Source organism: Janthinobacterium sp. SUN118 (assembly GCF_030397695.1).
In the GTDB taxonomy this organism is placed as follows: domain Bacteria; phylum Pseudomonadota; class Gammaproteobacteria; order Burkholderiales; family Burkholderiaceae_D; genus Janthinobacterium.
Window position 1 is genome coordinate 3,267,493 of the sequence record NZ_JAPUBV010000001.1, and the last position, 20,363, is coordinate 3,287,855.

The 20,363-nt window shown below is 61.5% G+C and carries 17 protein-coding genes; 4 read left to right on the top strand and 13 right to left on the bottom strand.

The window, feature by feature from the left end:
* Nucleotides 1-30: 30 nt before the first annotated feature.
* From O0880_RS14750 to rpsB, 10 genes are all read right to left on the bottom strand, one after another.
* Nucleotides 31-549: an OmpH family outer membrane protein gene (locus tag O0880_RS14750; protein ID WP_071324020.1), complete on the bottom strand. Its 519-nt coding sequence runs from the start codon at nucleotides 547-549 to the stop codon at nucleotides 31-33.
* A 51-nt stretch (nucleotides 550-600) separates the two neighbouring features.
* Entirely contained in the window at nucleotides 601-2,937 is a 2,337-nt protein-coding gene (gene bamA / locus O0880_RS14755; protein WP_071324021.1) for an outer membrane protein assembly factor BamA, read from the bottom strand.
* Nucleotides 2,938-3,019: 82 nt separating this feature from the next.
* Entirely contained in the window at nucleotides 3,020-4,381 is a 1,362-nt protein-coding gene (gene rseP / locus O0880_RS14760; protein ID WP_289887141.1) for an RIP metalloprotease RseP, read from the bottom strand.
* Nucleotides 4,378-5,562, bottom strand: a complete 1,185-nt coding sequence (gene ispC, locus O0880_RS14765) for a 1-deoxy-D-xylulose-5-phosphate reductoisomerase (protein WP_289887142.1) — start codon at nucleotides 5,560-5,562, stop codon at nucleotides 4,378-4,380. The genes rseP and ispC overlap by 4 nt, the downstream gene beginning before the upstream one ends.
* Before the next feature lie 11 nt (nucleotides 5,563-5,573).
* Entirely contained in the window at nucleotides 5,574-6,407 is an 834-nt protein-coding gene (locus O0880_RS14770; protein ID WP_141168853.1) for a phosphatidate cytidylyltransferase, read from the bottom strand.
* Nucleotides 6,407-7,174, bottom strand: coding sequence for a polyprenyl diphosphate synthase (gene uppS / locus O0880_RS14775; protein ID WP_071324025.1), 768 nt, complete (start codon nucleotides 7,172-7,174; stop codon nucleotides 6,407-6,409). Before uppS ends, O0880_RS14770 begins: the two co-directional genes overlap by 1 nt.
* 99 nt (nucleotides 7,175-7,273) lie before the next feature.
* Nucleotides 7,274-7,834 carry a ribosome recycling factor gene (gene frr / locus O0880_RS14780; protein WP_046684961.1) on the bottom strand — a complete coding sequence of 187 codons (561 nt, stop codon included), beginning with the start codon at nucleotides 7,832-7,834 and terminating at the stop codon, nucleotides 7,274-7,276.
* Between the two features lie 295 nt (nucleotides 7,835-8,129).
* Nucleotides 8,130-8,846 (bottom strand): UMP kinase, encoded by a 717-nt coding sequence (pyrH, locus tag O0880_RS14785; protein WP_034752258.1) that lies wholly within the window; start codon nucleotides 8,844-8,846, stop codon nucleotides 8,130-8,132.
* 147 nt (nucleotides 8,847-8,993) lie between these two features.
* Nucleotides 8,994-9,905, bottom strand: a complete 912-nt coding sequence (tsf, locus tag O0880_RS14790; protein ID WP_071324026.1) for a translation elongation factor Ts — start codon at nucleotides 9,903-9,905, stop codon at nucleotides 8,994-8,996.
* Between the two features lie 156 nt (nucleotides 9,906-10,061).
* Nucleotides 10,062-10,814 (bottom strand): 30S ribosomal protein S2, encoded by a 753-nt coding sequence (gene rpsB, locus O0880_RS14795; RefSeq protein ID WP_071077760.1) that lies wholly within the window; start codon nucleotides 10,812-10,814, stop codon nucleotides 10,062-10,064.
* Between the two features lie 379 nt (nucleotides 10,815-11,193).
* Between rpsB and map the strand changes: the two genes are divergently transcribed.
* From map to O0880_RS14815, 4 genes are all read left to right on the top strand, one after another.
* On the top strand, nucleotides 11,194-12,006 hold the full coding sequence (map, locus tag O0880_RS14800; protein ID WP_071324027.1) for a type I methionyl aminopeptidase: 813 nt from the start codon (nucleotides 11,194-11,196) through the stop codon (nucleotides 12,004-12,006).
* A gap of 35 nt (nucleotides 12,007-12,041) precedes the next feature.
* Nucleotides 12,042-14,609, top strand: a complete 2,568-nt coding sequence (locus O0880_RS14805; RefSeq protein ID WP_071324028.1) for a [protein-PII] uridylyltransferase — start codon at nucleotides 12,042-12,044, stop codon at nucleotides 14,607-14,609.
* A 48-nt stretch (nucleotides 14,610-14,657) separates the two neighbouring features.
* A complete protein-coding gene (locus tag O0880_RS14810) occupies nucleotides 14,658-15,407 on the top strand; it encodes a pseudouridine synthase (protein ID WP_034752263.1) in 750 nt (249 codons plus the stop codon).
* Nucleotides 15,408-15,560: 153 nt separating this feature from the next.
* Nucleotides 15,561-16,325 (top strand): PilZ domain-containing protein, encoded by a 765-nt coding sequence (locus tag O0880_RS14815; protein ID WP_083411866.1) that lies wholly within the window; start codon nucleotides 15,561-15,563, stop codon nucleotides 16,323-16,325.
* Between the two features lie 177 nt (nucleotides 16,326-16,502).
* Here O0880_RS14815 and def read toward each other — a convergent pair whose 3' ends face one another.
* From def to ligA, 3 genes are read right to left on the bottom strand one after another with little or no spacing between them, the layout of a single operon-like run.
* On the bottom strand, nucleotides 16,503-17,039 hold the full coding sequence (gene def, locus O0880_RS14820; protein WP_071324029.1) for a peptide deformylase: 537 nt from the start codon (nucleotides 17,037-17,039) through the stop codon (nucleotides 16,503-16,505).
* Nucleotides 17,036-17,929 (bottom strand): UTP--glucose-1-phosphate uridylyltransferase GalU, encoded by an 894-nt coding sequence (gene galU / locus O0880_RS14825; RefSeq protein ID WP_071324030.1) that lies wholly within the window; start codon nucleotides 17,927-17,929, stop codon nucleotides 17,036-17,038. Before galU ends, def begins: the two co-directional genes overlap by 4 nt.
* Before the next feature lie 54 nt (nucleotides 17,930-17,983).
* Complete coding sequence (ligA, locus tag O0880_RS14830) at nucleotides 17,984-20,350, bottom strand: NAD-dependent DNA ligase LigA (protein ID WP_289887148.1); 2,367 nt, start codon at nucleotides 20,348-20,350, stop codon at nucleotides 17,984-17,986.
* Between the last annotated feature and the right edge of the window lie 13 nt (nucleotides 20,351-20,363).

A 20,363-nucleotide genomic window follows, 5' to 3' on the forward strand; every position in this document is an offset into this window, starting at 1 on the left:
CATGCACTGTCAGGCGTAAAACTATTACAGTTACTTGTCCAGCGCCTTCAAGACCTTGTCGGTAATGTCGATGCGTGGACTGGCCCACAGGGCTTCCTGCAGCACGATGTCATACCCTTCGATATGCGCCATCTGCTGGATGATGGTGTTGGCTTTTTCCGCGATGGCGCTGCGCTCTTCATTCGTGCGCTGGCTCAGGTCTTCGCGGAATTCGCGCTGGCGGCGCTGCAATTCCTTGTCCAGCTCGAAAAATTCGCGCTGGCGCTTGGCGCGCTCCGCCTCGCTCAGGGTCGGCATGTCCTTTTCCAGGGCCTCGTTGGCCACCTTGAAGCGGGCAGCCAGTTCCTGCACGGCCTTTTCGCGCGAGCGGAATTCTTCGGCCAGCTTGGCGCTGGCCAGCTTGGCCAGCCTCGATTCGTTATAAATACGTTCGCTGCTGATCCAGGCGATCTTCGACTCCTGAGCCTGCGCCTGCACCGGCAACAGCGAACTCCAGCACAATGCAATCACGGCAAGGGACTTGGGCAGGGTAGCGGATGCGGTGTTCATGATACTCCATGGTCAAAAAGTAAAAGCTGGCGCCCGGGTCCAGAGGGCCGGTTAGAAACCGGTACCCATCTGGAACTGGAAGCGCTCCAGGCGGTCGGTCGGCTTGGCGTTCAGCGGCTTGGCATAGCTCAGCTTGAGCGGGCCCACCGGTGAAATCCAGCTGATCCCCAAGCCAGCAGAATAGCGCATTTGCGAAATACGCATTTTTTCGCCTTCCTGGTAGACCTGGCCGCCGTCGAGGAAACCGAACCAGCGCAGGCTGCGGTCATTGCCCGAACCGGGGAATGGCATCTGCAGCTCCGCGTTGGCGATCAGGCGCGAAGCGCCGCCCAGTGCATCGTTGGTGGACGGCTCGACCGCGCCCAGCGAGGAACTCAGGTAGCCGCGCACGGAACCGATACCGCCGCCGTAGAAGTTCTTGAAGACCGGATAGACGTGGTTGCCGATGCCATGGCCGTAGTCGATCTCGCCCTTCAGGGCCAGCGTGACCTTGCTGAACAGCGGACGGAAATACTGGTGCTCATAGATGGCACGGAAGTATTTCTGGTCGCCGATCAGGTCAGCCTCCAGATTGATGCGCTGGTAGCGGCCGATCGATGGCGTCAGGGCGCTGTCGCGGCTGTCGCGCTGCCATGCGGCCGTCAGCGGGATCGAGTTGGTGGTGGCCGAACCGATACCATCGGACGGGCCGCCGTTGTCGATCACATACTGGCGGAAGCGCAGCGGGCTGGTTTGATCCGTTTCGATACGCGAGCGCTCGGCGCCGATACCGAAGAAGACGGTATCCATTTCCGAGAACGGCACGCCGAAACTGACGCGGCCACCGGTCTGCTTGATCTTGTAGCTGCCGATGTTCAGCGCCGGCGGTTCCGTCGTGCGCAGGTAGACTTCGAAGCTGCGCGAGATGCCGTCATCCGTGTAATACGGATTGGTTTGCGAAAACGCGATGGTGCGGCTGTAATGGCTGGTATTGAGTTCGATGCCGACCGTGTTGCCGCTACCGGCGAAGTTGGCCTGGGAAATCGAGGCCGACAGCGTGAATTTTTCCGATTGCGAGAAGGCGCCGCCGATCAGGAAGTTGCCGGTCGGTTTTTCCACCACCGTCACGTTGACGTCGACCTGGTCGTTCGTGCCCTGCGCTTCCGGCGTGTCGATGGTCACGTCCTTGAAGTAGCCGAGGCGGTCGACGCGGTCGCGCGACAGCTTGATCTTGTTGCTGTCGTACCAGGACGATTCGAACTGGCGGAATTCGCGGCGGATGACTTCATCGCGCGTGGTGGTATTGCCGGCGATATTCATGTGGCGCACGTAGACGCGCTTGCCCGGATCGATGAAGAAGGTAAAGCCCACTTCATGCTTTTCGCGGTTGATCTCGGGATTGGCGTTGACGTTGGCAAAGGCGTAGCCGAACGTGGCCAGGCGGTCCTGGATGCGCTTGTTCGTCGCCGTCAGGCGCGCGCCGGAATAGATCTCGCCTTCGCGCATCAGGTTCAGCGCCTTCAGTTCTTCTTCGCGGCCGAACATCTCGCCTTCGAACTTGGTGCCGGCGATCTTGTATTTCTCGCCTTCGGTGATATTGATCGTCAGGTAGATATCTTTTTTATCGGGCGTGATGGAGACCTGGGTCGAATCGACCTGCATCTCGATATAGCCGCGATCGAGGTAGTAGGACTTGAGCGATTCGATATCGCCCGTCAGCTTGGTCTTCGAATACTGGTCGGCCTTGGTGTACCAGCTGAACCAGCCGCCCGTATTCAGGGCCAGCTGCTCGCGCAATTCCTTGTCCGAAAACGCCTTGTTGCCGACGATGTTGATCTGCTTGATGCGGGCCACGTCGCCCTCGTCGACGGCGAATACCACGTTGACGCGGTTACGCTCGATCGGCGTGACGGTGGTGGTGATCTTCACGCCGTACAGGCCATGCGACAGGTACTGGCGCTTGAGTTCCTGTTCCGCGCGGTCGACGGACGCCTTGTCGAAGATCTTGGCTTCACCCACGCCAATTTCCTTGAGTGCCTTGACCAGCACGTCTTTTTCAAATTCCTTGGTGCCGGTAAATTCCACCGAAGCGATGGCCGGGCGTTCCTCGACCAGCACCACCAGCACGTCGCCATCGACTTCCAGGCGCACATCCTTGAAGAAACCCGTCGCATACAGGGCCTTGATGGCGGCAACGCTCTTCTCGTCGGAGAACGTCTCGCCGACCCGCACCGGCAGGTAGCTGAAGACAGTGCCCGCTTCGGTACGCTGGATCCCTTCGACCCGGATGTCCTTGACAGTGAACGGCTGGACGGCCAGCGCGTGGCCGGCACAGAAGGCCATGACGGCAGCGCCGATCAGGCTGCGGCGAAAGGAAGGCAAGGCAAAACGAGCAGAATGTAATTTCATTGGGGTTATTCAATGGTAAATCAATGGACAACATACACAAAAGATTGCTTGTGCGACTCACTCAATGGCATCAACCATCGCTTTAATTAATCAGCCGCAATACGTCATTGAAGACGGCAAGCACCATCAAGGTCAGCAACAGACCGATCCCCAGGCGTTGGGCAATCTCGCCTACGCGCTCCGGCAAGGGGCGTCCGGTCAAAACTTCCAGCGAATAATACAGCAAATGCCCGCCATCCAGAACAGGAATGGGTAGCAAATTCATCACGCCCAGACTGATACTGATGAAGGCGATGAAGCTCAGGTAGCTTATCAGGCCGATGCGCGCCGTCTGGCCCGCGTAATCGGCGATGGTAATCGGCCCCGTCACATTCTTCAGCGAAACCTGGCCGGTGATCATTTTACCCAGCATTTTCAGGCTCATCACGCTGGTATCCCATACCTTGGTGGTGGCCTTGCCCACGGCGGCGAACGGTCCCGATGCCACGGTGATCATATCCGGCACCTGGCCCAGCTTCGCCTGGATCTTACCAACTGTTACAGCTCCCCCGGCACCGGCGCCCGGCACGGCTTCGGGCGTGATGGACAGGTTCAAGTCCCGCCCTTGACGCAGCAGTTGCAATTGCAGGGTCCGGCCCGGCGTGCGGCTCAGGATATCGATGATGGCAGCGACGTCCTGCACGGGCTTGCCGTCGATGGCCAGGATCTGGTCGTCCTTCTGCAAACCGGCGCGCGCGGCGGCGCCACCGGGCATGATTTCCATCATGGTCGGCGCAGAACGGGCCAGGGTCAGGCCCAGCTTGCCCAGCACGTCGCCTTCCAGATCCGCTTCCGTCAGGCTGGCCGTCGGCAGGTTCGCTTCCTGCACGCCGCGGTCGGGCCGGCGCACTTCGATGCGCGCCTGCTGCTTGTCGAGCGCGGCCTGGATCAGTTCCCAGCGCAGCTCGGACCAGCTGGCCACGGCCTTGCCATTCACGGTCTCGACCGTGTCGCCGCTGCGCAGGCCGGCCGTGTAGGCGGCCGTCTGTTCCGCCACGGGACCGAGCTTGCTCGATGGCTCTTCAATGCCATGCATGAACAGGCCCGCGTACAGCACGATGGCGACGAGGAAATTGGCCAGCGGGCCGGCGGCCACGATGGCGATGCGGCGCCACACGCTCTGACGCGTGAATTCGCGGCGCAATTCGCTTTCCGGCAAGCCGCTCAAGTCCTGCGCACGGCTGTCAAGCATGCTCACATAGCCGCCCAGCGGCAGCGCGGAAATGGCCCATTCCGTCTGGTCCTTGCCAAACTTGCGCGAATACACCACTTTCCCCATGCCGATGGAAAAACGCAGCACTTTCACGCCGCACCAGCGCGCCACCAGGTAGTGGCCCAGCTCATGCAGGGTAATCAGCGAACCGAGCGCGACGATAAACGCCAGCAAGGTGGTAATGAGCGTCATGCGGCCAGCCTGCCGGCGATATACGCCTGCGCCGCCACCCGGGCCAGGCGGTCCTGCTCGATCACGGCCTCGATGCTGGAAGCGGCGCCATGCGGCACAGTCTCGATCACATGCGCAATCACGCGGTCGATCTGGCGGAAGCCGATCTGCAGGTCGAGGAAGGCTTGCACGGCCACTTCATTGGCCGCGTTCAGCAGGGCCGGCGCCGTGCCGCCCGCGCGCAAGGCATCATACGCGAGCGCCAGGCAGGGGAAACGGCGGAAATCGGGACGCTCGAACTGCAGGGTGGCCACTTGCGCCAGATCAAGCTGCGCCACGCCGGAAGCGATACGCTGCGGATAGGCCAGCGCGTGCGCGATCGGCGTGCGCATGTCCGGATTACCCAGCTGGGCCAGCACGGAACCGTCGATATACGACACCATCGAATGGATCACGCTTTGCGGGTGGATCAGCACCTCGATCTGCTCCGCCGGCGCGCCGAACAGCCAGTGCGCCTCGATCACTTCCAGGCCCTTGTTCATCATGGTGGCCGAATCGACGGAAATCTTGCGCCCCATGGCCCAGGTCGGATGCTTGCACGCCTGCTCGGGCGTGACCTTGTCGAGCGTCTCGACGTCGCGCGTGAGGAAAGGGCCACCGGAAGCCGTCAGCACGATCTTCGCCACGCCAGCGGCGCCAGGCGCGCGGCCATGGCCATGCGGCAGGCACTGGAAGATGGCATTGTGCTCGCTGTCGATCGGCAGCAGCACGGCGCCGTTGTCGTGCGCGGCATCGATGAACAGCTGGCCGGACATGACGAGCGCTTCCTTGTTTGCCAGCAATACTTTCTTGCCGGCACGTGCCGCCGCCAGGGTGGGCGCCAGGCCGGCCGCGCCGACGATGGCCGCCATCACGCCCGTGACCTGCGGCGCGCTGGCGATGGCGCACAGGGCGTCCACGCCGTACTCGACTTCGGTGGACACGCCCTGCCCGCGCAGCAGACGGGTCAGCTCAAGCGCGGCGGCCGCCGTGCCAACGACGGCGCGCTGCGGACGGAACTGCACGCATTGGGCGGCCAGTTCGGCCACCTTGCTGTGCGCACTCAGCGCGTACACGCTGTATTGATCGGGATGACGCGCGAGCACGTCCAGCGTGGAGACGCCGATCGAGCCGGTCGCACCAAGGATGGTGATGTATTGCATGAAAGAGTTCCTTAAAGCCAGCTGGCCACCAGGGCGGCGAACGGCAAGACCGGGATCAACGCGTCGATACGGTCAAGTACGCCGCCATGGCCAGGCAGCAGGTTGCTGCTGTCCTTGATGCCGGCGCGGCGTTTCAATTGGGATTCGAACAGGTCGCCGACGATGCTGGCGGCAACGACCAGCAGCAGCACCAGCAAGGCCACCAGCCAGCCGCGGCGCAGTTGCAGCTGCACGGCGAAGGTATCTTGCAGGACCGGCAGCGATGGCGCGGCAACGATGGTGATGGCAGCGATGACCAGCACGGCGATGCCGCCGCCGATGGCACCTTCCCAGGATTTCCCTGGGGAAATACTTGGCGCCAGCTTGCGCTTGCCGAAAGCCTTGCCCGAGAAATAGGCGCCGATGTCGGCGATCCATACGAGGGCCATCACGGACAGCAGGTACAAAGGGCTATGCAGGAACAAGGCGATGATGGCGACGAAGCAGCCGACGATGGTCACCGGATACACGAGGCTGAGCAAGGTATTGCCCAGGCCCTCGGTCGGCGGCAAGCCCGTCGCCAGCGACGGCACGAAACGGATCAGCCAGATGGCCACGCAGAGCGCGAACCAGAAATTGAGCTGCGCCATGCCGTTGCCGACAAAAAACGTATAGGCGAAGGCGGCGGTCCAGACGGCGGCGATCAGCAGCGCCTGGCGATTTTTGAAGATGCGGAAGCTTTCCCAGACGGCGGCGCCGAAGAACGCCGTGGCGATCACGGCGAAGGCGGGGAAATAATTCAGATACAGAACCGGCAGCAAGACCGCCAACAAGACCAGGGCGGTGATTATCCGTGTTTTCAGCATCAGTTTGTCTTTTCGGTTAATTGCGCGCTGGTACGGCCAAAGCGCCGTTCGCGCTGCTGGTAAGAGGCGATTGCCGCGTCAAGGCTGTCGCCATTGAAGTCGGGCCAGAAGGTATCGGTAAAAAACAACTCAGTGTACGCCAGTTGCCACAGCAGGAAGTTGGAAATACGCTGTTCGCCGCCCGTGCGGATAAACAGGTCAGGCTCGGGCGCATACGCCATCGCCAGATGCGGCGCCAGCTGCTCTTCCGTGTAGGCATGTCCGGCAGCCTGGCCACTGGTGGCTGGCTCTACCGTCATTTTATTCACCGCCTGCATGATGTCCCAGCGTCCGCCATAATTGGCGCAGATGGTCACCGTCAGACGTGTGTTGCGCGCCGTCTTGCGCTCGGCATCGGCGATCAGCGATTGCAGCTGCTCATTGAAGCGCGACAGGTCGCCCACCACTTTCAGGCGGATATCATTGGCATGCATCTTCACCACTTCGCGTTCGAGCATGGTGACGAACAGGCGCATCAGCATCGACACTTCCTCTTCCGGGCGACGCCAGTTTTCCGAACTGAAGGCAAACAGGGTCAGGTAGCCGACGCCCCGTGCGAGACACGCCTCGACGACGCCGCGCACGGCCTCGGCGCCCTTGACGTGACCGGCCACGCGGGGCAGGAAGCGCTTGGTTGCCCAGCGACCATTGCCATCCATAATGATTGCCACATGGCGCGGCACCGTGCCCACCTCGGGTACTGCCGTTGTCGAACTCGAATAGATCATGAAAACGTTAATGCCAAAAATAAAAGATAGCTATTATGCGCCAAATAGCACTGCCCGGAAAAGCCATGCTTTCCCGGGCAGTCTGGAAGAAGCTGAAAACTAGACGGTCAGCACTTCTTTTTCTTTGTCGACGACCATCTTGTCGATGTCGGCGATGAACTTGTCCGTCAGCTTCTGCACTTCTTCCGACGAGCGGCGCTCGTCGTCTTCGGAGCAGGCTTTTTCCTTGACCAGTTTTTTCAGCGACTCGTTTGCATCGCGGCGGATATTACGCACGGCAATTTTCGCGTCTTCCGCTTCGCTCTTGACCAGCTTGACCATTTCCTTGCGGCGCTCTTCCGTCAGCGGCGGAGTCGGCACGCGGATCATGTCGCCCTGCGCCGATGGGTTCAGGCCCAGGTCGGCGTCGCGGATGGCTTTTTCGACGGTGGTGGCCATTTTTTTCTCGTATGGCTGCACGCCGATGGTGCGCGCGTCGATCAGGGTCACGTTGGCAACCTGGGTCAGCGCCGTCGGCGAACCGTAGTAATCGACCATCACGTGGTCCAGGATACCCGTATGCGCGCGGCCGGTACGTACCTTGGCCAGGTCGGCCTTCAGCGTTTCCAGCGACTTCGTCATGCGTTCCTGGGTGTTCTTTTTAACGTCAGCTAAGGACATGCTGCTCTCCTGTGGTGACGCCTGTCAAAACCTGCTGCGCGTCGGCACAGGCGGCCAGCGATGCTCACCGTACCTTGGTACGGCTGCGCTTCCCGGCCACCCCTGCCATCCGCTCGCGACGGTGTTATCAGGCGTTGTTAGTGATAAATAATCTTAAATGTGCTTCTACATACAGAACGGCTGGCGCCCGTCCAGCGTGCCGAAAACCGCTCAGGGCAAGGCGCGACACCGCAGCCAGCACGAATAATACGGCAAGGTGGAGCAACGCCGCCAAGGACGGTTTCTCGGCGCTCGCTTATACGTGTACCAGAGTGCCCTCGTCCTCGCCCATGATGACGCGCATCAGCGCGCCGGGCTTGGTGATCGAAAATACCTTGATCGGCAATTTCTGGTCGCGGCACAGGGCGAATGCCGTGGCATCCATCACTTGCAGGTGCTTGGCGATGGCGTCGTCGAACGTAATCGTGTGGAACAGGGTGGCGTTCGGATCCTTCTTCGGATCGGCCGTGTAGACGCCGTCGACCTTGGTGGCCTTCAGGACGATCTCGGCGCTGATCTCGGAACCGCGCAAGGCAGCTGCCGTGTCGGTCGTGAAGAACGGATTGCCGGTGCCGGCGGCGAAGACGACCACTTTGCCTTCTTCCAGGTACTGCAGGGCTTTCGGGCGGACGTACGGCTCGACGACCTGTTCGATGCCGATGGCCGACATGACGCGCGCGGTGATGCCGACGTGGCGCATGGCGTCAGCCAGGGCCAGCGCGTTCATCACGGTGGCGAGCATGCCCATGTAGTCGGCGGTGGCACGGTCCATGCCTTGCGCGCCAGGCGCGACGCCGCGGAAGATATTGCCGCCGCCAATCACGATTGCCAGTTCCACACCCAACTTCGCCACCTCGGCCACATCGGCCACCATGCGCTCGATCGTGGCGCGGTTGATGCCGTAGGGATCATCGCCCATCAGGGCTTCGCCGGACAACTTGAGGAGGACGCGCTTGTAGGCTGGTTTTGACATGAGCTGGGGCTCCATAAATGAGGTTATTCGAGTATGACATGGCGCAGCGCCTTGCAGCGCCGGATAGGCGCGCGGGGCTGCCCATGCCGCCGCCCGGCACGACAGGTGCGGGCGGGCCAAAAAAACGGGCCTCTCGGCCCGCTTTACTTACGCTCCCTGGGAGGCAGCCATCTGTGCTGCGACTTCTGCTGCGAAGTCGTCTTGCTTCTTCTCGATGCCCTCGCCCACTACGTACATGGCGAAACCTTTGACGCTGGTGTTAGCCGCCTTCAGCATTTGCTCAACCGACAGCTTGTCGTTTTTCACGAAAGCTTGGTTCAGCAGGGAAACTTCTTTCAGGAACTTCTGTACGGAACCTTCCAGGCGCTTGGCCAGGATTTCCGGCGATTGCGCTGGCTTGCCTTCGGCGGCCGCTTTGGCTGCGTCTTCTTCGGCTTTCAGTTGTGCAACCGAACGCTCTTTTTCGATCAGTTCCGCAGGAACTTGCTCGGACGACAACGACACCGGCTTCATTGCAGCGATGTGCATGGCCACGTCCTTGCCCACTTGCTCATCGGCGCCGTCGAATTCGACGATCACGCCAATGCGCGAACCGTGCAGGTACGATGCCAGCTTGTTGCTGGTTTCGAAACGCTGGAAGCGGCGGATGGTCATGTTTTCGCCGATTTTGCCGATCAGGGCAGCGCGCACGTCTTCCAGGGTCTTGCCATCGAGTGGCAGGGCCAGCAAGGCAGCAACGTCAGCTGGGTTGTGTTCCGCTACCAGACGGGCAGCGTTGTTGGCCAGTGCCAGGAAATCGTCGTTTTTCGCAACGAAGTCGGTTTCCGAGTTCACTTCGACCAGGGCGCCTACGCCGTTGGCGATGTAGGTTGCCACGACGCCTTCAGCCGTGATGCGTGCCGATGCTTTCGATGCCTTGCCGCCCAGTTTGACGCGCAGGATCTCTTCCGCACGAGCCATGTCGCCATCGGCTTCGGTCAGTGCTTTTTTGCATTCCATCATTGGTGCGTCGGTTTTGCCGCGCAATTCGCCTACCATCGCTGCTGTAATCGCTGCCATGTGTTTCTCCTGATTCGGTGAGTCGATAGTCGCGGCCGGGCTGACGCCTCGCCTGCGGTCACTATCGTTTTTTTGTTAAAAAAAAGGGGGAGCTGCTGCCACCCCTTTTCCCTTACTGCTGTGCTTACAAACGGCTATCCTGCGATAGCCTGGCCATTAAGCCTGTTCGTTCACTTCGACGAATTCGTCGCCAGCGGCTGCTTTAACCATTTCAACAACTTCGTTACCGGCAGCTGCACGGCCTTCGATGATTGCATCAGCAACACCGCGAGCGTACAACATGATGGCTTTCGAGGAGTCATCGTTACCTGGGATCACGAAGTTCACACCTTCTGGGGAGTGGTTGGTATCGACAACGCCGATGACCGGGATACCCAGTTTAGCTGCTTCGGTGATCGCGCCTTTGTGGTAGCCGACGTCGACGACGAAGATTGCGTCAGGAATGCCGCCCATGTCCTTGATGCCGCCGATCGATTTTTGCAGCTTGATCATTTCGCGGGAGAACATCAGCGCTTCTTTTTTCGACAGCTTCTCGATCGAACCATCTTCAACCATGACTTCCATGTCTTTCAGACGCTTGATCGAGGTTTTGATCGTTTTGAAGTTGGTCAGCATGCCGCCCAACCAACGTTGATCAACGAAAGGCACGCCAGCGCGTTGTGCTTCAGCAGCGATGATTTCGCGAGCTTGACGCTTGGTGCCAACCATCAGGATGGTGCCACGGTTTGCAGCCAGTTGACGCACGTGCTTCATTGCGTCCTGGTACATCGCCATGGTTTTTTCCAGGTTGATGATGTGGATCTTGTTGCGATGGCCGAAGATGAACGGTGCCATTTTTGGATTCCAAAAACGGGTTTGGTGACCAAAGTGGACACCGGCTTCCAGCATTTCGCGCATTGTTACGGACATTATTAACTCCAGGGTTGGGTCTGGAATCCGATCAGTCACCATACAGGCACCCTTGTCGACCGGATTCGCGTGTTTATATAAATTAAAGACACTGTTTTACTACATTGCTTAAAAGAGAATTCAAGCAACCCGGGATTCTACACCAAAATGCCCGCCGCATCAAGTCCGCACTGCAAATCTAACGCGCAGGGAAAAGCCCCCGGCGCACCAGGCTGGTGCAGCGCGCGCTTTGCCGCACAAATCGCCGCCCGCCCCCAGGAAGGAGGCGGCGGATCATGGGCGCCTCGTTTATAATTTCGACATATTTGCAGACTTTTTCCGTTAACCGGGACGCGTCTGTGCTTTTCACCCGAATATCTTGCAGATTGCGAATAACATCATGTCCACCATCCGTATCAATTCCGCCGCCGACATCGAAGGCATGCGCATCGCCGGCAAGCTGGGCGCCGAAGTGCTCGACTACATCACGCCATTCGTCAAGGTCGGCGTCACGACGGGCGAGCTGGATCGCCTGTGCCATGAATACATGGTCAACGTGCAGGGCACCATCCCCGCCCCGCTCAACTATTGCCCGCCCGGCTACACGCCGTATCCGAAAGCCATCTGCACCTCCGTCAACGACGTCATCTGCCATGGCATTCCGGGCGACAAGGTGCTCAAGAGCGGCGACACCGTCAACCTCGACATCACCGTCATCAAGGACGGCTATCACGGCGACAACAGCCGCATGTTCCTCGTCGGCACGCCGACCATCCTGGCCAAGCGCCTGTCGGAAATCACATATGAATGCATGTGGCTGGGCATAGACCAGATCAAGCCGGGCGCCCACCTGGGCGATATTGGCCATGCTATCCAGCAACATGCGGAAAAAGCCGGCTACAGCGTGGTGCGCGAATTCTGCGGCCACGGCATCGGCAAGGTCTTCCATGAAGAACCGCAAGTATTGCACTACGGCAAACCAGGCACGCTGGAACGCCTGGAAGCGGGCATGATCTTCACCGTCGAGCCGATGATCAACGCGGGGCGCCGCGAAATCCGCGAAATGAACGACGGCTGGACCATCAAGACCAAGGATCGCAGCCTGTCGGCGCAGTGGGAGCACACGGTACTGGTAACGGAAACGGGCTATGAAGTGCTGACCGTGTCGCCAGGCATGCCGCCGCCACCGGCCTTGATCCTGAACAAGGCTTAATTTTTTAATCGCACGCACCGCCACCCAGGGCCTAGATGAAAAAGCAAGTTCGGGAACAGCTGAAGCAGCAACTGAAAGCCGACCGCCAGGTCGTCATCGCCGCCTTCCACGCCGATGGCAAGCCTGAAAAACTGCTGCGCAGCCTGCGCCACAGCGTCGATGGCGTGCTGGCGCGCGCCTGGCAGGAAGCTGGCTTGCCGCCAGGCACGGCCCTGGTGGGCGTGGGCGGCTATGGCCGCGGCGAACTGTTTCCCTATTCCGACGTCGACCTGCTGATCCTGCTGCAACAGGCGCCGGACCCGGCCACGCAGGAAAAGCTCGAGGAACTGGTGCAGCTGCTGTGGGACCTGGGCCTGGAAATCGGCCACAGCATCCGCACGGTCGATGAATGCCTGGTCGAGTCGAAGGCCGACATCACCGTGCAAACCAGCCTGCTCGAGGCGCGCCTCGTGTGCGGCAACGCCGAGCTGTTCGCGCAGCTGCAGCAGCGCTACGACGCGGCGATGGACCCGCAGGCGTTTTTCCAGGCCAAGACGGCGGAAATGCGCCAGCGCCATGCCAAGTATGAAGACACGGCCTTCAGCCTGGAACCGAATTGCAAGGAAAGCCCGGGCGGCCTGCGCGACTTGCAGGTGATCCTGTGGGTAGCCAAGGCGGCCGGCCTGGCCAATTCCTGGCGCACCCTGGCCACGGGCGGCCTGATCACCCTGACGGAAGCGCGCCAGTTGATGGAAAAAGAGCGCGCCTTCAAGGATATCCGCGTGCGCCTGCACCTGCACGCGGGCCGCCGCGAAGACCGCCTCGTGTTCGACGTGCAGACGGCCATCGCCGAATCGCTGGGCCTGCAAGCGACGGGCAGCGGGCCGCACATGCGCCGCGCCAGCGAATTTCTCATGCAGCGCTATTACTGGGCCGCCAAAACGGTGACCCAGCTCAACACAATCCTGCTGCAAAACATCGAAGCCCGCCTGTTTCCGCAAGACGATGTGCCCGTGCCCATCAACGCGCGCTTCAATGAGGTCAACAGCCTGATCGACATCAGCGCCGACGATACCTTCGAGCAAACCCCGTCGGCCATGCTGGAAATCTTCGTCCTGATGACGGAGCGTCCGGCCCTGAAAGGCATGACGTCGCGCGCCACGCGGGCCCTGTGGCACGAACGCTTCAAGATCGACGCCGCGTTCCGCCAGGACCCCGTCAACCGCGCCCTCTTCCTGCGCATCATGCAGGCGCCCGTCGGCATCATTCACGCGCTGCGGCGCATGAACGAGATGAGCATCCTCGGGCGCTACCTGCCGAATTTCCGCCGCATCGTGGGCCAGATGCAGCACGACCTGTTCCACGTGTACACGGTCGACCAGCACATCCTGATGGTGGTGCGCAATATGCGCCGCTTCACCATGAGCGAGCACGCGCACGAATATCCGTTCTGCAGCCAGCTGATGGCCGATTTCTCGCAATCGTGGCTGCTGTACGTGGCGGCCCTGTTCCACGACATCGCCAAGGGCCGCGGCGGCGACCATTCCAAGCTGGGCGTGGCCGACGCCACCCAGTTCTGCCAGGACCACGGCCTGTCGGCCGAGGATACGGAACTCATCGCTTTCCTGGTGGAAAATCACCTGACCATGTCGCAAGTGGCGCAAAAGCAGGACCTGTCCGATCCGGACGTCATCGCCGCCTTCGCCAAAGTGGTGAAGGACGAGCGCCACCTGACGGGCCTGTACCTGCTGACGGTGGCCGACATCCGCGGCACCAGCCCGAAAGTGTGGAATGCGTGGAAGGGCAAGCTGCTGGAAGACCTGTACAAGATCACCTTGCGCGTGCTGGGCGGCGAACCGCACACGGCCGACCGCGAGCTGAAGAACCGCCAGCAGGAAGCGCTGGCCACCTTGCGCCTGTACGGCTTGCCGCCGGACGCGCATCTGAAACTGTGGCAGCAGCTCGACGTCGCGTATTTCCTGCGCCACGACGCCTCCGACATCGCCTGGCAGACGCGCTCGCTGTATGACAAGCTCGACAGCAAGTTGCCGGTGGTAAAATGCCGGCTGGCGCCCATCGGCGAAGGCTTGCAGGTGGCCGTCTATATTCCCGACCAGCCCGACCTGTTCGCGCGCATCTGCAGCTATTTCGACCGCAAGAACTTCAGCATCCTCGACGCGAAGATCCACACGACACGCAATGGCTATGCGCTCGACACCTTCCTCGTCACCGAGCAGAACTTCGCCAAGAGCTATCGCGACATCATCAGCCTGATCGAGCACGAGCTGGGCGAACTGCTGCAGTCGCAGGCGCCGCTGCCGCCGCCGGGCAAGGGACGGCTGTCGCGCCTGTCGCGCACCTTCCCCTTCCAGCCGACCGTGGACTTGCGGCCCGACGAAAAGGGCCAGTACTACCTGCTGTCGGTGGCCGCCAACGACCGCACGGGCCTGCTGTACTCGATCGCCAATGTGCTGACCAAGTACCGCATCAACCTGCACACGGCCAAGATCATGACCCTGGGCGAACGGGTCGAAGACGTCTTCCTCGTCGACGGCCCCGCGCTCAACAATGCCCGTAACCAGATATTGCTGGAAACCGATTTACTCGATGCGCTGAAGGTCTGAAGCTTTCCGCGCAGCGCCTACTCTTATTGATTTAGTGAAACACAGACCATGACCGAAGAATTATTACGCCTGTCCAAACGCATGTCCGAACTGGGCCTGTGCTCCCGCCGCGAAGCCGATGAATGGATCGCGCGCGGCTGGGTCCGCGTAGATGGCAAAGTGGTGTCCGAACTGGGCAGCAAGGTCTATCCGAGCCAGCGCGTCACCGTGGAACGCCAGGCGGCAGCCGAGCAGTCGAAACGCGTCACCGTCCTCATCAACAAACCGGTCGGCTATGTCAGCGGCCAGGCCGAAGATGGCTACACGCCCGCCGTGGCCCTGATCAAGGCCGAGAACCGCTGGGCGGAAGACCGCAGCCCGGAACAGTTCCACCCCACGCAGCTGCGCAGCCTGGTGGCGGCCGGCCGCCTGGACATCGATTCCGTCGGCCTGCTGGTGCTGACGCAGGATGGCCGCGTGGCCAAGCAGCTGATCGGCCACGATACCGATATCGACAAGGAATACCTGGTGCGCGTCAGCTACACCAAGGGCGGCACCCTGCCCGACAGCGAATTGAAAAAGCTCAACCATGGCCTGTGGCTCGATGGCAAGCCGCTGCTGCCGGCCAAGGTGCGCTGGCAAAATGAGGATCAGCTGAGCTTTACCTTGCGCGAAGGCAAGAAACGCCAGATCCGCCGCATGTGCGAAGCCGTCGGCCTGAAAGTGCTGGGGCTGAAACGCGTGCGCATCGGCAAGGTCAAGCTGGGCGACCTGCCGACGGGCCAATGGCGTTATCTGAGCGCCGACGAACAGTTTTAATGGTGGCAGATCAAGATGGCATGCCGCGTGGCATGCCAGACTACACAAGTAGCAGGAATATAGTGGCACAAGGATAATTATTGTGATTTGCTTAGCAAATATTGCCCTGAACCTATACACTATTCCCCATTAGAACAGAAGAGATACGCCGTCGTGAACGATCCCATTCCCAATCCCCTGCGCAAAGGCGCGCCCAGCCTGGCTGACGTGGCCGAGCCGATGGCGCCAGGCACCAAGCCGCACCACATGAGCGACCCATGGGATATCGGCGAAACCCTGTGCAGCCTGGCTGATAACGGCGACGCCATTTCCATCTATCCCACGGAGGGCGAAGACGTCATCATGGCGCGCATCCTGTCGGTGGACGATGACCTGCCGCAATTCGTGCTGGAACTCAACGAGGGCGCCACCCTGCCCCCGGGCGGCGCCACCTTCGTGTCGTGGGTGCAAAGCGCCAAGCTGCAATTCACCATCAATGGCGAATGGCAAGCCTATCCCGAACGGCCCAACGTCTACCTGACGAACTTCCCCAGCCATTGCTTGGTGCTCGAGCGGCGCGAATCGACGCGCCTGGAAACGCCGCTGGGCGTGTACTACCTGGCCGCCTTCGTGCTCGAAGGGCGTCCCTACGAATTGCAGCTGTATGATTTTTCCGCCGGCGGCATCGGCATGCGCGCCCACCCGCGCGATACGGTCGGCCTGTACGTGGGGCGCAAGCTGTCGCGCGTGCGGCTGGAGCTGGGGCCGGACAAGGTCATGATCGCCGACCTGGAAATCCGCCTGTCGCGCACCTTCCGCTCCTTCCTGCTGGGCGAGCAAGTGCAGATCGGCTGCCGCTTCCTGAACTTGTCGGTCGCCATGCAGGAAGAATTGAAAATGCTGCTCGATAACATGGGCAGCGGACGCAAGGTACGCTAGGTGCGCTGCACGCATGAAAAATGGCCGCCCAGCTGATGCTGCGCGGCCATTTTTTGTTTAACAGCCAAAGTCACGAGGCGCCTGAAAAACGTTCAGGGCAAGGCGCATTGCCGAAGACTGTACGAATAGTGCGGCGAGGCAATGCAACGCCGCCATGGACGTTTTCTCAGGCGCAGATCAATCGTCGTCGTTCGGATCCAGGTCCGGAAACATCACTTCCGTAAATCCGAACTGCGTGAAGTCGACGATACGCATCGGATACAAAATGCCGTGCAAGTGATCAACCTCGTGCTGCACCACGCGCGCATGGAAGCCGTCGCAGTCGCGGCTGATGGGCTGGCCGAACTGGTCGACGCCTTCATAGTGCAGCTCGCTCCAGCGCGGCACGCTGCCACGCAGGCCGGGCACGGACAGGCAGCCTTCGAAGCCCTCTTCCTTGCGTTCCGACAAGGGCGTCAGCACCGGATTGATCAGCACGGTTTCCGGCACTTGCGGCGCATCGGGATAGCGCAGGTTCTGCTTGAAGCCGTAGATCACCAGCTGCAGGTTGACGCCGATCTGCGGCGCCGCCAGGCCCGCGCCATTGGCCGCGTGCATGGTGTCGAACATGTCGGCGATCAGCGCATGCAGCTCGGGCGTATCGAATTCACGTACCGGCTCGGCCATGCGCAGCAGGCGCGGATCGCCCATCTTTAAAATTTCACGTACCGTCATTTGATATCCAGTGTCGATTGCAGTTCTTGCAGGTACAGGCGGAAGGCGGCCCCCGTTTCCGGATGCTTCATGCCCATCGCCGTCGTGGCTTTCAGGTAGCCGAGCTTGGAGCCGCAGTCATAGCGCTGCCCCGTATAACGGTACGCCAGCACGCGCTCTTCGCGCATCAGGGCGGCGATGCCGTCCGTCAGCTGGATTTCGCCGCCGGCGCCCGTGCCCAGGTTTTCCAGGTGGTCGAAGATGCGGCTGGTCAGCACATAGCGGCCGACGACGGCCAGGGTCGATGGCGCCTCTTCCGGCGCCGGCTTTTCCACGATGGCCGACACCAGTTCCAGGTCGGGCTGGTAATGCTGGGCGCTGACGATGCCGTACTGCCGGGTTTCCGCGCGCGGCACATCCTGCACGGCCAGCAAGGAGCAATTCTCATACTGGAACACATCGGCCATCTGCGCCAGCACGGGACGCATGCCGTCTTCCACATCCATGAAGTCGTCCGCCAGCAGCACGGCGAACGGCTCGTCGCCGATCACGGGGCGCGCGCACAGCACGGCATGCCCCAGGCCCAGCGGCGCCGACTGGCGGATGTAGATGCAGTTGATGTGCTTGGGAATGACGTTTTGCACCATTTCCAGCAACTGGCGCTTGCCAGCCGCTTCCAGCTCCGTTTCCAGCTCATAAGCCGTGTCGAAATGGTCTTCGATGGCGCGCTTGTTGCGCCCCGTGATGAAGATCATTTCCGTGATGCCGGCCGCCACCGCCTCTTCCACCGCATACTGGATCAGCGGCTTGTCGACGATGGGCAGCATTTCCTTCGGTTGCGCCTTGGTGGCAGGCAAGAAGCGGCTGCCCAGGCCGGCGACAGGAAAGACTGCTTTTCTGATTTTCTTCATGGGTCTATCTGCAAAATATTGAATGTATACCGATGACCGTGGATCATGAGCGCGCTATTCCTGTGCCAGCAAGGCCAGCAGGCCGGCTTCGTCGAGCACGGCCACGCCCAGTTCCTGGGCCTTGGCCAGCTTGCTGCCGGCATCCGCACCGGCCACGACAAAGCCGGTTTTCTTCGACACGGAACCGCTGACCTTGCCGCCCGCCGCCTCGATCAAAGCGGCCGCCTCGTCGCGGCCCATGGTGGGCAAGGTGCCCGTCAGGACGAAGGTCTTGCCGTCGAGCTTGCCACCGGCGGCTGGCAGCTCGGGCAATTGTGACAGCAATTCAGTACGCAAGGCGTCCAGTTGACCAAGCAGCGCGACATTCTCTTCCGTCGCCAGCCAGGCGGCCAGCGCTTCGGCCACGGCGGCAGGCAAGCCCGCGTGGAAGCTGGCGCCCTGCGCGGCCAGGCTGGCCAGCGTCACGCCCCGCTCCACCAGCTGCTTGCTGCGCGGCTCCGTCAGTTTCGGAATGCCTAGCGCGGCCAGCAACTTCGTTTGCTCGAGTTGCGTGCGCAGCTTGGCGCTGGGCGCGTGTTCTCCCTGCGGCGTGACGCCGGCGGCCAGCAAGGCATCGAGCGCCTGCTGGTTTTTCGCTTCGGCAAAGAAATCGGCGATCGATTCAGCCACGGTGCCGCCGATATCGGGCAGCACGCGCAACAGGGCCGCCGGCGCCCGCCGCACATAGTTCAGGCTGCCGAGCCACTCGGCCAGGGTCTTCGCCGTCGATTCGCCCACATGGCGGATGCCCAGCGCAAACAGGAAGCGTTCGAGCGGCGGCCGCTTGCTCGCCTCTATGCCCGCCAGCAAGTTTTCCGCCCATTTGGTGGGAATCTTGCCTTGTTGCACCGTTTCCGGCGTAGAACCATCGCGCTCATCGGCACGCAGCTTCATTTCCAGCAATTTGTCCAGGGTCAGGCTATACAGGTCAGCCAGGCCATGCACGTATTCGAGTTCGACCAGGGTATCGATATAACGTTCCCCCAGTCCCTCGATATCCATCGTGCGCCGGCCCGCGAAGTGGCGGAACGCTTCCTTGCGCTGGGCCGAGCAGAACAGGCCGCCCGAGCAGCGGGCGATGGCCTCGCCCTCTTCGCGCACCACGTGCGAACCGCACACGGGGCATGCTTCCAGCATCTTGAACGGCAGCGGCGCCGGTTCCGGACGCTTTTCCAGCACCACGGACAATACTTCGGGAATGACGTCGCCGGCGCGGCGCACGATGACGGTATCGCCCACGCGCACATCCTTGCGCAGCACTTCATCTTCATTGTGCAAGGTGGCGTTGGTCACCGTCACGCCGCCGACCGACACGGGCGCCAGGCGCGCCACGGGCGTCATGGCACCCGTGCGGCCCACCTGGATGTCGATGCCCAGCACCACGGTCAATGCCTCTTCGGCGGGGAACTTGTGCGCCAGCGCAAAGCGCGGCGCGCGCGAGACAAAGCCCAGCTCCAGCTGGTCTTCCGTGCGGTTCACCTTGTAGACGACGCCGTCGATTTCATACGGCAGGGCGGGACGCCGCGCGCCGATATCGGCGTAGTAATCGAGCAAGCCCTGCGCGCCCTGCACCACCTTGCGCTCCGACGAGACGGGGATGCCCAGGGTTTCGTACCAGTCGAGCAAGGCCGAATGCGAGGCCGGCATGGCGGCGCCGTCGAGGGCGCCGATGCCATACGCATAGAAGCGCAGCTTGCGCTGGGCCGTGATGCGCGAATCGAGCTGGCGCAGGCTGCCGGCCGCCGCGTTGCGCGGGTTGGCGAATTCCTTCTGGCCCGCCTCGCGCTGGCGTTCATTCAGGCGGGCAAAATCGGCCTTGAACATCATCACTTCGCCGCGCACGTCGAGCAGCGCCGGCACGTTCTTGCCATGCAGGCGCAGCGGGATGCCGGAAATGGTGCGGATATTCGCCGTCACGTCCTCGCCCGTGGCGCCATCGCCGCGCGTGGCCGCCTGCACGAACAGGCCGTGCTCATAGCGCAGGTTGATGGCCAGGCCGTCGAATTTCACTTCGGCCACATAGGCAACGTCGGCACCGTCGAGGTCCAGGCCCTCGCGCACGCGGCGGTCGAAGTGGACGATATCGTCCTCGGAGAAACCATTATTGAGCGACAACATCGGCACAGCGTGCGTGACTTGCTCGAATTGCGGCAAGGGCGCCGCGCCCACGCGCAAGGTGGGCGAATCGGGCGCGCGCAGCTCGGGGTGGGCCGCTTCCAGCGCTTGCAGTTCGACAAACAGCTTGTCGTACTCGGCGTCGGGAATGGTGGGATTGTCGAGCACGTGGTAGGCGTGCAGGTGCCGGTTGAGTTCGGCGGTGAGTGCCAGAACGCGCTGGGCGGCATTGCGCGCGGCGGCGTCCTGGTTGGTCAGATCAGTCATTGTTGCGGGATTC